At 68.0% G+C, this 12,127-nt stretch carries 11 protein-coding genes; 1 reads left to right on the top strand and 10 read right to left on the bottom strand.

From position 1 onward, the window contains the following. Window positions 1-12: 12 nt before the first annotated feature. From FV242_RS09795 to FV242_RS09765, 7 genes are all read right to left on the bottom strand, one after another. On the bottom strand, window positions 13-1,305 hold the full coding sequence (locus FV242_RS09795) for a hydantoinase/carbamoylase family amidase (protein ID WP_147938784.1): 1,293 nt from the start codon (window positions 1,303-1,305) through the stop codon (window positions 13-15). A gap of 83 nt (window positions 1,306-1,388) precedes the next feature. After that, on the bottom strand, window positions 1,389-1,787 hold the full coding sequence (gene hpxZ, locus FV242_RS09790; protein ID WP_147908362.1) for an oxalurate catabolism protein HpxZ: 399 nt from the start codon (window positions 1,785-1,787) through the stop codon (window positions 1,389-1,391). Then, window positions 1,788-2,972 carry an amidase gene (locus tag FV242_RS09785; RefSeq protein ID WP_147938783.1) on the bottom strand — a complete coding sequence of 395 codons (1,185 nt, stop codon included), beginning with the start codon at window positions 2,970-2,972 and terminating at the stop codon, window positions 1,788-1,790. Next, window positions 2,969-4,585, bottom strand: coding sequence for an ABC transporter ATP-binding protein (locus FV242_RS09780; RefSeq protein WP_147938782.1), 1,617 nt, complete (start codon window positions 4,583-4,585; stop codon window positions 2,969-2,971). The genes FV242_RS09785 and FV242_RS09780 overlap by 4 nt, the downstream gene beginning before the upstream one ends. Continuing rightward, window positions 4,582-5,409, bottom strand: coding sequence for an ABC transporter permease (locus FV242_RS09775; protein ID WP_147938781.1), 828 nt, complete (start codon window positions 5,407-5,409; stop codon window positions 4,582-4,584). The genes FV242_RS09780 and FV242_RS09775 overlap by 4 nt, the downstream gene beginning before the upstream one ends. Before the next feature lie 2 nt (window positions 5,410-5,411). Further along, window positions 5,412-6,383, bottom strand: a complete 972-nt coding sequence (locus FV242_RS09770) for an ABC transporter permease (protein ID WP_147938780.1) — start codon at window positions 6,381-6,383, stop codon at window positions 5,412-5,414. 4 nt (window positions 6,384-6,387) lie between these two features. Next, on the bottom strand, window positions 6,388-7,890 hold the full coding sequence (locus FV242_RS09765; RefSeq protein WP_147938779.1) for an ABC transporter substrate-binding protein: 1,503 nt from the start codon (window positions 7,888-7,890) through the stop codon (window positions 6,388-6,390). Between the two features lie 402 nt (window positions 7,891-8,292). Here FV242_RS09765 and FV242_RS09760 point away from each other — a divergent pair, with 402 nt between their 5' ends. Continuing rightward, window positions 8,293-8,994, top strand: a complete 702-nt coding sequence (locus tag FV242_RS09760) for an aspartate/glutamate racemase family protein (protein WP_246692653.1) — start codon at window positions 8,293-8,295, stop codon at window positions 8,992-8,994. 10 nt (window positions 8,995-9,004) lie between these two features. Here the strand turns inward: FV242_RS09760 and FV242_RS09755 are convergent, their stop codons facing one another. The 3 genes from FV242_RS09755 to FV242_RS09745 are packed head-to-tail and all read right to left on the bottom strand — an operon-like array spanning window position 9,005 to window position 12,118. Further along, a complete protein-coding gene (locus FV242_RS09755; RefSeq protein WP_147938777.1) occupies window positions 9,005-9,769 on the bottom strand; it encodes an aspartate/glutamate racemase family protein in 765 nt (254 codons plus the stop codon). A gap of 3 nt (window positions 9,770-9,772) precedes the next feature. Further along, entirely contained in the window at window positions 9,773-11,314 is a 1,542-nt protein-coding gene (locus tag FV242_RS09750) for an amidohydrolase family protein (protein ID WP_147938776.1), read from the bottom strand. A gap of 27 nt (window positions 11,315-11,341) precedes the next feature. After that, on the bottom strand, window positions 11,342-12,118 hold the full coding sequence (locus FV242_RS09745; RefSeq protein WP_244039868.1) for an ABC transporter ATP-binding protein: 777 nt from the start codon (window positions 12,116-12,118) through the stop codon (window positions 11,342-11,344). Between the last annotated feature and the right edge of the window lie 9 nt (window positions 12,119-12,127).

The raw sequence follows: 12,127 nt of genomic DNA, 5'->3' as shown, positions 1-12,127 counted from the left end.
GAGGCGCCCGGATCAAGCGCATCCGGTTTCGGCCACCAGCCAGGTGGTGAGGATCGCGACGGCGTCCATGAGGTCGTCGATCTCCATGGCCTCATCGGGGTTATGGCTGCCGTTGGCGTTGCGCACGAACAGCATCGCCATTGGAACACCGGCTTTGGCGAAGGCCGCGGCATCGTGCGAGGCCGGGCTGCCGAGAGGCATGGTGGCGATGCCGAGGGCTGTGGCCGCGGCCTCCAGACCGCTGCGGATCCGTGGCGAGACATCTCCGACCGCCACCTCGGCGCGCGGGCCGAGCACGATCTCGACGTTGCGGCGTGCCACGATTGTCGCGACGTGCCTCAGGAACTGCGTCTCGATCTCCGCCAGCATGTTCGCCGCGTAGGCGCGCACGTCCAGGCTGAACCGGAACTCGCCCGGGACTGTAGTCAGCCCGTGGGCTGCACCGTCGGTGTGGAACCGGCCGAACGTGACGGCCATCGGGCGGCCGGCCTCCTCGTTGGCCTGCCAGATCTTGTCGAGCGCCAGGGCGATCTCCGCGCCCGCCATGGCCGCATCGCGCCGGAACCGGCGGGGCGTGCCGACATGGTCGTAGCGGCCGAGGATTCGAGCATCCGGATAACGGAAGTTGCCCGGGATCCCGGTGCAGAGACCGACCGGAATTCCGGCCTCGACGAGGCTCGGCGCCTGCTCGATATGCACCTCGAGGAAGGCGTGGATCGCGGACGGATCAAGCGGCGGCGCATCGCCGCGTAAAGCCTCGGGATCGCCGCCGGAGGCCGCGATGTGATCGGCGAGGTCGCGCCCCGTATCGGCCCGGGGCATGGCGAGCGCACCCTCCGGCAGGGTGCCGAGCGCCGCTCGGCTTCCGAGATAGGACACCTGGAACCAGACGCTCTCCTCGGCGCGCACCGCCATGACGGTGATATCGCGCTCCGGGATCAGTCCGAGGCTTTGGATCGCCGCGACAGCTGCGAGCCCGGCGACGACCCCGGCTGCGCCGTCGAAGTTGCCACCGTGCGACACGGTGTCGAGATGGGAGCCGATCAAAATCGGCGGCCGGGTCCGATCCCGGCCGGGCAGCGTCATGTAGGTGTTGGCGGCCGCGTCCCGGCGGACCCGGAGACCCAGCTCGGCCGCACAGTGCGTCGCGCGCGCGTGGGCTTCTGTTTCCTCCGGGCTGTAGGAAGGCCGGGTAAACCCGGGATCGTCGTGGCCGCACCGGGCGAGTTGTGCCAGCAGGTGCTCGATCCGGCCTCGCTGTGCGCTGACCGCCTCCCTAACGGCGGTGACGGTTGCGTGTTCCAATGGGTTTCTCCCTGACCGCGCAATGGCCCCTGGCCTTCACGCGGTCCCGTTGGGCTCGCCATCATGACCCAGTGGTCGGGTCATCAGGCCTGCGCGGCCATGATCGATACGTGTGCAGAGATCACCTTCCAACCAAGATCGGGGAGGCGCATCCATGTCTGGCTCTGGCGCCCGATACCGGTCTTGCCGCGCGGCTTGAACTCAAGATTCACGGTGGCCACGTCCGAGCCGACGGTCAGGACCTCCAACCGGATGCGTGCTTCCTTCGTGCCTCCAGGCGGTGGATCGGCCGCGATGCGCGCGGCATGAATCGCCGCAAAGCCGTAGCCATTCTCACCCACGGCGTAGCGGATCGTGTGAGGGCTGTCCCAGAATGTTGCGTCCAACACCCCGACATCCTTGTCGATCAGCGCCTGCTCGTAGCGTTCGAACAGGGCGGTGACTTCAGCCACGACCTCGGGGCGGTTCAGGGTTGTGTCCATTCAGGCCTCCAAGTCGAGAACGGTGCGGATCAGGTCGAGGTCGGATCCACGCGTGCCGATGAGAGACAGGCCCACCGGAGCGCCATCGACCCGCCCGCCCGGGATACTCACCTGCGGGACGCCGGTGAGGCCTCCGTGGCTCGTCAAGCAGCCTATGCGCTCACGCAGCGGGTTGAGCGTGCTGAGCGGCAGCCCGCGCAGGGGAGCCGGGAACGGCGTGGTGGGAAGGCACAGGATGGTCCCGGGGGGCAGAAGCCGCGCGAGGCGGGCTCGTGCCTCAATGCGCATCAGGATCGCGGCGTTGCGTTCGCCCTCTGACATCATCGAGCCCTGGACGAGCGCTCGGGCGACCGAGAAGGCGAGGCGCGGATTGCAGGTGTCGAGCCAGGGCTCGAAGGTCTGCCACGCCTCGCTGCTCTGCAGGACGCGCTGGGCCCGCTGCCACACTGACAGGCCCTGCGGCGCCATCGTCACGTCACGCCGGTTGCCGATCAGCGCGGCTAGACGATCGATGAGCGGCATAAGCGCTTGCTGCACGGCCTCGTCGGCGAAGCCGAGCGCGTCCGCGGCCACCAGCAGCGTATCGGGCAGCCGATCCGGCATCGACGCGCCGAACAGGACCTCCCCGACCCGGGCAAAGGTGGCCGCATCGCGGGCGAACCAGCCGCAGGTATCGGCGCTCGGCGCCTGGACGCAGATCCCGGAGAAATCGATGCGCCCGTGGGTCGGGCGGATCCCGTAGAGACCGCAGAAGCTCGCCGGCACACGCACGGAGCCGCCGCTGTCGGTCCCGAGCGCGAAATCGCAGGCTCCCGAGGCGACGGCTGATGCCGAGCCGCTGGATGAACCCCCGGGCACCCGGTCCGGCGCGGCTGGATTCAGCGGGGTGCCGTCATGGGCATTCTCGCCGAGGATCCCCAGCGAGACCTCGTCGGTGATCGTCTTGCCCACCACTGAGGCACCTGCGTCGAGAAGCGTCTGTACCACCCAGGCGTGTCGCGCCGGAGTCGGGTCGATGCGCGGCCAATCCGGGTTGCCGCCACCGGTGGGGATCCCGGCGACGTCGATCAGGTCCTTGACGGCGAAACCGAGCCCGGCGAGCGGCCCCGTCGCGGAACCGGCGACGCGGGTGCGCGGACCCGGCAGGAATGGATCGGTGGATACGATGGGCTGCTCTTGCATCATGCGGGGATCGGTTCCTGCCATTGGGCGCCGGGCACGGCCGCGAACAGCGCCCGGGTGTAGGGGTGCTTCGGCGCGAAGAAGATCTCGGATGTCGGCGCGACCTCGACCACCTGGCCGGCCCGCATCACGGCGATCCGGTCGCAGACCTGCAGGGCGACGCGCAGATCGTGGGTCACGAACACCATGCTGAGGTGCAATCGCGCCTTGATGTCGGCGAGCAGCGCCAGAACCTGGGCCTGCACGGAGACGTCCAGGGCTGACACCGGCTCGTCGGCCACCAGCACCTCGGGCTGCATGGCCAGAGCTCGGGCGATCCCGATCCGCTGGCGCTGGCCGCCGCTGAATTCGTGTGGGAAGCGCTGCGCCGCCGCGGGGTCGAGGCCGACGAGCGCCAGCATCTCGCGGGCTTGGGCCTTGGCGACCTCCGGCATGGTGCCGTGTATGATCGGGCCCTCGGCCACGATGTCGACGACGCGCTGGCGCGGGTCGAGGGATCCGTAGGGGTCCTGGAACACCATCTGCACCCGCTTGCGGTGCGGACGCATCTGGCGGCGGCTCAGCGCGGCGACGCTGTGCCCGGAGAGAAGGATCTCGCCGCTATCGACGGGCATCAGCCGGGTGATCGCCCGCGCCAAGGTGCTCTTGCCCGAGCCGCTCTCGCCGACGAGCCCCAGGGTCTCCCCCCGCCGCAGCTCCAGATCGACGCCGTCGAGCGCACGGGTGACGCGCCCGCCGAACAGGCCGCGCGCGCCGTAGGTTTTCTCGACCGCCCGGGCTTCGACCACCCGAGGGGCCGTGCTGGGCGGTCGTTGCGGCGGCGGCGTCAGCCTGGGCACCGCCGCGATCAAGGCGCGCGTATAGGGATGCTTCGGGGCGCCAAGAACCGAAGCCGCGGGGCCCTGCTCGACCAGTGTGCCTTTCTGCAGCACCGCGACCGTGTCGGCGATGTCGGCGACCACCCCGAAATCGTGTGTGATGAACAGGACGCTGGTCCCGTGCTCGCGCTGCAATTCCCGGATCAGGTGAAGGATCTGCGCCTGGGTGGTCACGTCCAGCGCGGTGGTCGGCTCGTCGGCGATGAGAAGCCGTGGGTTCAGCGCCAGCGCCATGGCGATCATCGCGCGCTGGCGCTGGCCGCCGGAAAGCTGGTGGGGATAGGAGCGCAGGAGCCGAGCGGGCTCAGGCAGGTGGACGCTGTCGAGCAGCGCGACGACCCGGGCCCGCCGGTCGGCGCGGCCGAGCGCCGTATGGATGCGCAGGACCTCGTCCAGCTGGCGCCCGATCGTGTGGAGCGGGTTGAGAGCCGTCATCGGCTCCTGGAAGATCATCGCGATGCGCGCCCCCCGGATGCGGCGCATCCGCTTCGGCGTGATCGTCGCGAGGTCCTCGCCCTCGAAGTCGATGCGCCCGCCGGAGACGCGCACGTGCGGCCCCGGCAGCAATCCGAGAATCGCCCGCGCCACCAGCGACTTGCCCGATCCGCTCTCGCCGATGAGGCAGGTGACGGCGCCCGGCCGCAGCACAAGGTCCACGTCGGTGACCGCGTTCGGCCGGTCCGCACCCGGGGGCAACGCGATCGTCAGCTTCTCGATGTCGAGGACGGAGTCGCTCATCGCTCGCGGAGCCTCGGGTTCAGTGCCTCGTTCAAGCCATCGCCAACGAGATTGATGCCGAGGACGGTGAGCAGGATCGCGATGCCCGGGAAGGTGCAGATCCACCACGCCGAGCGAAGGACCGCGCGTCCCGCACTGATGATCAGGCCCCAGCTCATCACGTTCGGGTCGCCGAGCCCGAGGAACGCGAGGCCCGCCTCGATCAGGATCGCCGTCCCGATCAGCAGCGATCCCACGGCGATGATCGCCGAGGTGCAGTTCGGCAGCATGTGGCGGAAGATGATGCGGGCGTCGCCTGCCCCGAGGCCGTCGCAGGCGAGCACGAATTCGCGCCCGCCGAGCGCCACGAACTCACCCCGCACCAGACGGGCGATCCCCGGCCAGGACACCGCCGCGATGGCCACGATCTCGCTGGTGAGCGATGGCGACAGGATCGCCACGATGAGGATCGCCAGCACGAAGGCCGGGATCGTCTGGAAGAACTCCGTGAGCCGCATCAGCGCGAGCTCGACGCCACCCCGGTAATAGCCGGCCAACCCTCCGACGAGGGTTCCGAACAGGATCGCGGCAAGCGTCGCGCCGAGCCCGATCATCAGCGAAGTGCGCGCGCCGTAGGCGATCTCCGCGGCCACATCCCGCCCGAGCGTGTCGGTGCCAAGCAGGAAGCGGCCGCCCGGCGGCTGGAGCGCGGGCCCGACCAGGCGGAACGGGTCGCCGGGAAACTGCAGAGGCGTCAGCACCACCAGGGCGAGCAGCCCGAGCAGTACAGCTGCACCGAGGAGCGCCAGACGGTTGCGCGCAAAACGCGCCAGAGCGGCCCGCATCGCTACAGCTCCATCCGAGGATCGAGGCAGACGTAGACGAGGTCCACGGCGAGGTTGATCACGACGACGAGGCAGGCCGAGACAAAAAAGATTCCAAGCAGGAGGTTGAGGTCGCGCGACTGGAGCGCGTTGAAGGCCAGGGTGCCAACCCCCGGCCAGCCGAACACCGTCTCGACCACGATCGAGCCGCCGATCAGGTTGCCGGCCTGTACCCCCGCCATGGTGACCACCGGCAGTAGGGCGTTGCGCAGGACGTGGCCGGTCATCACCCGGGCCTCGGTCTGGCCCTTGGCCCGGGCCGTGGTGACGTAGTCCATGCCGACCTGTTCCAGCACGGAAGCGCGCATCACCCGGGCGTAGACCGCGAGGTAGAAGAGCGAGAGGGCGACGGCCGGCATGACCAAGTGACGCCCGACGTCCCAGACCTCGTCCCAGCCCTCGTTGTCGGCCCCCACCGTGTCGAAGCCACTAGTGGGAAGCCAGCCGAGCCGGATCGCGAAGATCACGATCATCATCAGCCCGAGCCAGAACCCCGGCGTGGCATAGGCCACCAGGCTCACAAGCGAGATCACCGCGTCGCGCCAGGAGTTGCGCCCGGTGGCCGCTACGAGGCCGAGGAGCGTACCGATCACCAGGGCGGTCCCGAAGGCGGTCAGCATCAGCAGGCTCGTCGGCCACAACCGGTCGAGGATCAGGCTCGCCACGGGGCTGTCGTTGCGGAACGAGTAGCCGAGATCGAGGTGGAGCATGTTGAGCAGGTAGACGCCGAATTGCGTCGCCATCGGTTGGTCCAGGCCGAACTTGCGGCGCAGCTGCTCCATGTATTCCGGACTGGCCGCGCCACTTTCGCCAGCAAGAACCGACGCGGCGTCGCCAGGCGCCAGGTGAATCAGGAAGAAGTTCAGCACGACGATACCCAGGATCACCGGGATCGCCAGCAAAAACCGGTGACCGAGAAAGCGCGCGAGCCGCACCGGATTACTTGTCCATCCAGGCTCGCTCGAACGCCTGTTGTGTGCCCAGCGGTCCGGTGGTGTGATCCTTGAGACTCCGGTTGAAGACGCTCACGTATTGCACGTCGATCAGCCAGATCATCGGGCTGTCTTCGGCCAGGATCTGCTGGACCTTCTTATAGATCGCCCCGCGCTTTTCCGGATCCAGCTCGCGCGCGCCCTCGCCGAGCATGCGGTCGACTTCCGGGTTCGAATAGAACGTGTCGTTGACGAAGGTGACACCTTTTCGGATCTGCGAGGTCAGGAACTGCTTGTTCAACCCGTAGACCGGATCGACGCCCTGGCTCAGGAACGGCTCGTTGATGTCGTAATCATAGTTCGTGTAGACGCGCCGCAGCCAGGTGGCGGTGTCTTCTGAGCGCAGAGTCACGTCGATGCCCACCGCGGCGAGGGCCTGCTTCAAGTATTCGGCCTGCCGCAGCCACTGTTCGCCGAACGAGTTCACCTCCAGATGGAGGGCGAAGCGCATCCCGCCCGCGCCGCGGGGTGCGCCGGCCTCATCGAGCAGCCGGTTGGCGATCTCCAGCCGATCCGGCACGTCATACTGGCGCACGTCGTCGGTGTAGAGGCCGGCCGTCTTAAATTTGCGGCTGAGTGGACCCGAGGCGGGCAGGCCGTAGCCAAACATCACGTCCCTGAGGATGACGTTGCGGTCGATCGCGTAGGCGATGGCTTGGCGCACCGCCTTCTTCTGAAGCTGCGGATGGCGGCCGTTCAGCTCCAGGACGCTCTGAGCCGGCGTCATCTCGTAGCCCTTGGTGGTCAGGTCGAGGACTGGATTGGTCTTCATCCGCGCGAGATCGGCATAGTTCACCGCGCTGTAGCCGGCGAAATGGGCTTCCCCGGCCTCCATGGCGGCCGAACGCGTTGCGGCATCCGGGATGAAGCGGGCGACGATACGGTTGAGGTACGGCAGCCCCGGCTTCCAGTAACTCTCGTTGCGGTCCAGCCGCACGGACTGACCGCGCTCCCAGCTCACGAACTTGAACGGGCCGGTCCCGATCGGCTTGTTGGCGGTCGGGTTCTGGAGGACATCGGTTCCCTCGAACACCGATCGGCACAAGATCGGCAGGTCGCGCCCAGAGAGCGCTTTCATGATGTACGGAGCCGGGTTGGCGAGCCGCAGCACCGCGGTCATCGGATCGGGCGTGTCGACGGCTACCAGTTCGGCGAGCATTACTGGGGCGATCGGATTATACTTCTTCAAGATCTCCATGAAGGAGTATTGCACGTCCGCGCTGGTGAACGGTTTGCCGTTGTGGAAAGTCACGCCCTCCTGGAGCGTGAATGTGATGGTCTTTCCGTCCGCCGAGACATCCCACGACTTGGCCAGGTTGGGCCGTGGGTTCAAATCCCAGTCGTAGGTGCACAGCCCTTCATAGACCTGCGTGGCGATCGGCGGGATATTGCCGGCCGATACGGCGTAATGCGCTAAGGTCGAAGGCTCTGGATGCACGATCATCACCATCGTGCCGCCCCGCCGCGGTTCGGCGGCGCTTGCGCCGTTCGAGGCCGCGGCGAGGCCGAGCGGGAGCGCCAGAACGGTGCGGCGAGAGAGATCAGTCACGTGAGGTGTGCGAGACAAGCCGAAGGACCCCTGAAGCTGTAGGGGGCCTCAGCAACGGTCGTGCCACCCGATTGGTAGATTCACCCCGGTATCATGTCGATTGATCGGGGGTGATCTGTGCCGAGCCTCGAATACGGCATAAAAGCAAACTGAGAGGAAATCTTGATCTCGGCGGCCGGATGCCGGATGCCGGAGGTTCGCGTCGGAACGAACCTTGCCATGAGCTGCGGCCGAGCCGTCCCTGGCTCGTGCTTGGAGCCCTTGGTCACGATGCGCGAATCCGGACGGACGATCAGACTGGGGATGCTCACCCCTTCGTCGAACAGCGTGCTCGAACCGATGACGGCGCGCATTCTGGCCGGGCAGGACGGGGTCACGGCCCACTTCTCGCGCGTGCGTGTGACCCAGATCGGCCTGTCAGCCGTCGCACTGGGCCAATTCGCGCAGGAACCGATGCTCGCGGCCGCCGACCTGCTCGCCGATGCGCGGGTCGCCTCGATCCTTTGGAACGGGACTGCGGGTGCCTGGCTTGGCTTCGACAATGACGTGGCGCTCGCAGCGGCAGTGACCGAGCGAACCGGCGTGCCGGCCTCGACCTCCGCGCTTGCTTTCCGCGACCTGTTTCGGCGACGCGGCATCGAACGCATTGGGCTGGTGACCCCCTATACCGGGGACGTCCAGGCGCGGATCCAGGCGAATTGGCGCTCCGACGGGTTCGACTGCTCGGCAGAGCGGCATCTCGGTCTGTCAGAGAACTTCGAATTCGCTTTGGCCCGCACAAGCGAGATCGCCGGGATGGTGCGCGCCGTCGCGGCCGAGGGCGCGCAGGCCGCGGCCATCGTCTGCACCAACCTCGCGGGCGGCGCGATCGCCGCAGCCCTGGAGGCCGAACTCGGCATCCCGGTCTACGATTCGGTCGCGGTCAGCCTGTGGAAGGCGATAGACCTTGCCGGCGCAGGCACCGAGGCACTCATTGGATGGGGCGACGTGTTCGCGACTGCCTGAGCGACCTGCCTCAGCAGGCGTCATCCTCGGCTTTGCGGCGCTCGATCCACCGCCGCAGGGACGGCGCGAAGCCGGTGGCCGGCTTGGCCGGCGGACGCGCGAAGCGGCCCGCCCGCGGGGGCTTCACGCCGAGCCGGACCATGACCTGCGCCTGCCCGAGCGCGGCAGAGAGCGGATCGATCAGCGGCACCGGGACCGCCTCGGCAATCCGAGCGGCCAGGCCAGTCAGCGGCGCTCCGGCCAGGATCACCGCGTCGACACCATCCTCGGTCACAACGCGGTTCGCGAGGGCGATGATCTCGGCCTCAAGCTCGTGCTGCACCTCCGTGACCGACCGGAAGCCGGCCGCAACAGACCGGACGCAGGCGCATCGGGCAGAGAGTCCGGCCAGCAGCACCGCATCCTCGTACCAGGGCAGCAGGGTGCCCGAGAACGTCACGACACCGAAGCGCTGGCCGAGCATGCAGGCGGTGAGCATCGCCGCCTCGGCCATCCCAACGACGGGCAGGTCGAACAGCTCGCGTGCTGCGATCAGGCCGGGATCGCCAAAAGCTGCGATCACGGCGGCGTCGAAGCCGGATTGATGTTCGGCCAGAGTCTCCAGCACCGCTGCGCCGGCGAGCTGCGCCTCCGCTCGGCTCGCGATGTAGGGGAGGCCGTGCGCCGCCGTCAGCGCAGTGAGCCGCACGTCCGGGGCCAGCGCGCTGGCGGCGGCAGCCTCCATCCGGGCCGTCATGGCCGCCGAGGTGTTCGGGTTGACGAGGAGGATACGCACGCCTCAGACGCGCGAACTCGGGCGGTAGAACGGCTCGTGCCGAGCGGGGTCGATATAGTCCGCGTAAAAGCGCCGGGCATGGGGAAGGAGGGCCTTTGAGAGCTGACGACGCTCGACCTCATCGTCCGACAGGGCGCGTGCCAAGTCGTCGTGCAGGGCCTTCAGGGCGGCGTCGCGGTCGACCCGGGTGAAACGGCCATCAGCGTAGAGCACCTCGCCGTCGCACAGCACCGTCGTGACGCCGCCGGTCTTGGCGCGCTGGATCACCGCGTCGAGCAGCGGCGTCTCGGCGTCGAGGTAGGGATATGCGATCTGGTCCCAGTCCAGCAGCACGAGGTCGGCGGCTTTGCCGACCTCGATCGTGCCGAGGCTGTCGCCGAAGCCGGTGGTGCGGGCGCCCCCGACAGTCGCCATGCGCAGCACCTGGGCCATGCCCGGCACGTCGGCCTCGTCCATGCCGGGCACCCGGTGGGCGCGCAGCACGAGCCGCATCTCCTGGAGCATGTCGCGATCGTCGTTGATGCCTGCTTCGTCGAGGCCAATCGCGGTGTTGATGCCCTTTGCCTCGAAGCGGTTGAGCGCCGCCACGCCCGAACGCAGACGGAAGTTTGAGGAGCAGTTGTGGCAGATGCAGGTTCCGGTCGCGGCCACGCGGTCGATGTCGGCCTCGTTCAGCCAGACGCCGTGGCCGAGCGTCATGCGCGGCCCGAGCAAGCCGAACCGGTCAAGATGTTCCACTGCCGTCCCGCCGCTGCGCTTTTCCGCGTAGGCCTTCTGGTAGGCGGTCTCGACCAGATGCATGTGCATCGGCACATTGTAGGATTCGGATAGCCCGGACAGGCCCTCGAGCGCCGCGTCGGAGCACCAGTGGAGGTTGGCCGGAGCAAGCTGGATCTTGGCTCGGGCAGCCCCGGCCTGGCCTGAATGCAAGCTACGGAACAGCGCGAAGTTGTCCTCCAGCGACATCTGAAAGCGTTCGAACCAGCGCTTCATCGGGTCCTGAAGCGACGTCGGCAGGCTCGCCACGAAATCCATGTCCGCCTGGTAGACGAGTCGGTTCTGGTCGCGCACTGCGAAGCAGTACGAGACCCGCATGCCGATGTCGCGATAGGCGCGCAGCACCTCGTTCGAGCGCGCTTCGACCTCTTCCAGGCTTCCAGGCATCCAGCCGTGGATGTGCTGGACCGTGGTGATCCCGGAGCCGACCATCTCGAAGGCCGAGTACAGGGTGTCGAGGTAGAGGTTCAGGTTGCGCGCCACCATGCGGGTGACGAACCACAGCTCCAGCGGCATGTCGGGGGAGCCGAGCTGGACCGGCGTCAGGCCGACATGATGATGCCCGTTGACAAAGCCCGGCAGCAGGATCTCGCGGCCGGAGCCGATGACGGGCGCGTCGGGATAGCGCGCATGCAACTCCGCGTAGGTGCCGACCGCCTCGATTACCCCGTCCTTCTGGAGCACAGCTCCGTCGGCGACCTCCTCCCAGCGCTCGCGGTCGAGGGTGCGGGTGATCATCTGCCGGCTGCGAATCAACGATGTGGCCATGCTTCGGTCCGTTATGGTCGGAATTGGTCAGGCGAGGGCTTCCTGCTCGGCGAAGGCCCTGTCGACCTCATCGCGCAGGAGTTCGGTGAGATGCCGCCGCATCGCTTCGGCGTCGGGCGAGAACGGGTCGCGGGGGCGCGGCAGGGTGTTGACCACGATCGTCTTGATCCGCCCCGGGCGAGCGGTGAACACCACCACGCGATCGGCGAGCGCCACCGCCTCGTCGATGTGGTGGGTCACGAACAGCACCGAGGCGCCGCTGTCGCGCCAGACATCGAGCAGGAAGTCCTGCATCTTCTGGCGGGTCTGCACGTCGAGCGCCGCGAAGGGCTCGTCCATCAGCAGGACTTTGGGGCGCATGGCGAGCGCCCGGGCGACCGCTACGCGCTGACGCATGCCGCCCGACAACTCGTCGGGCCGCTTGTCGAACGCCTCGGCGAGGCCGACCCGCTGGAGTGCGGCCCGCGCGATGCTCCGGCGCTCCAATTCCGGCACACCCTTCAGCGACAGGCCAAAGCTGACGTTCTGCCAGACGCTGAGCCAAGGGAAGAGCGAGGTCTCCTGGAAGATCAGGCTGCGTTCGGGGGATGGTCCAGCCACCGGCTCGCCGAAGGACTGGATCCGCCCCCCCGTGGCGGCCTCGAGCCCGGCGATCAGGTAGAGCAGCGTGCTCTTCCCGCAGCCGGACGGGCCGAGGAACACCACGAACTCGCCGGGCTGCACGTCGAGGTCAATGTCGCGCAGGGCCTCGTGGGCGCGGGCGGTGCCAGCGGCCCAGACCTTGGAAACGCCACGGCAGGACACGGCGTCGCT

This window comes from Methylobacterium sp. WL64 (assembly GCF_008039945.1).
GTDB lineage: Bacteria > Pseudomonadota > Alphaproteobacteria > Rhizobiales > Beijerinckiaceae > Methylobacterium.
This window is presented reverse-complemented; position numbering and strand designations above follow the sequence as displayed.